A 1,086-nucleotide genomic window follows, 5' to 3' on the forward strand; every position below is an offset into this window, starting at 1 on the left:
GTTCTTTTTTCATATTATCCTCTAGTATCTTTCCGTCTTTGACGAGGACTGTCGCTTTGAAATCAATGAAATCACGCGCCTTCTTACTTTTCAGTTGCAGAAATTCGATGATTAAGGAACAGATCACCCATACGGAGAGCGCGATGAGACCCAGGAACCAAGTCGCATCCAAATCGAGCGAAATGTAAGCAGCCAAGTTACCGATACTAATCCCCGTTAAGTATTCAAAGAAAGATAGCTGAGTGAGCTGACGCTTACCCAAAATTTTGGTCATAAGAAACAACACGACAACAGCGCATAGCGTTCTGAACACGATCTCCAGCCATTGCGGCACTAGAAAACCCCCTTATGTCTCACTAAATATCACTCTATAAATTATGGTCAAAATCCTTTTTTGAAATCACACCATTATTTTCCTGATGATACAGAGCATGATCCCCTGCGAAATGCGTACATTAATTACGCGAAAGGAGTGATATAACCAATGACCGTAGCTTCTGATGTCAAAACCTGTCTCTCGTCATTAAAAAGCGCGCAGGCCAGCCTCGAGCAATTCGCTCTCTCCACGGAGAACCAGCAAGCTAAGGATATGTTCACATCTGCTGCACAACAAACCCAGCAGGTTGTCGACCAAGTTGCACAGAGAGTGCAGCAATTAGAGCAGGAAGAACCGCAGTATAAAGGGTTCTGATATAGCTTGTCCCTTTAGTCGGTTATTAATAGCACGAAATAAAGATAGCTTCTGGGTGATAAATTGCCCACAAGCTATCTTATTTCGTTATTGAGTTATGCTCCCCAGCAAGGTAAAGTGTTAAATAACAGATTACGAGGGGGCAGCTGTAATGAACAAACATGCTTTACCAATCGATGTCATTACATTCGGTGAATCGATGGGATTACTATACCCGGAAGGGACAAAAGGCATCGGCCAGGGCGGAAGCATGGCACAATCCTTCGGCGGTGCAGAGAGTAACCTGGCCATCGGACTAGCACGGCTTGGCTGTAAGTCCGGATGGTTTGGCCGTCTCGGCAATGATCCGCTGGGCACCGGTATTTTAAAGACTCTTCGCGGCGAAGGGGTCGATG

Annotated in this window: 3 protein-coding genes; 2 read left to right on the forward strand and 1 reads right to left on the reverse strand. The window is 45.4% G+C overall.

The genetic code is table 11. The features are described 5' to 3' along the window. Nucleotides 1-334: DUF421 domain-containing protein (locus tag ACFRAK_RS29560; protein ID WP_394573280.1), on the reverse strand; the 334-nt coding region annotated here is incomplete at its 3' end. Between the two features lie 150 nt (nt 335-484). Here ACFRAK_RS29560 and ACFRAK_RS29565 point away from each other — a divergent pair. Then, complete coding sequence (locus ACFRAK_RS29565; protein WP_023959389.1) at nt 485-691, forward strand: DUF1657 domain-containing protein; 207 nt, start codon at nt 485-487, stop codon at nt 689-691. 151 nt (nt 692-842) lie between these two features. Next, the coding region (locus ACFRAK_RS29570; RefSeq protein ID WP_394573281.1) for a PfkB family carbohydrate kinase at nt 843-1,086 on the forward strand (244 nt) is incomplete at its 3' end.

The organism is Peribacillus sp. NPDC056705, from assembly GCF_043656335.1.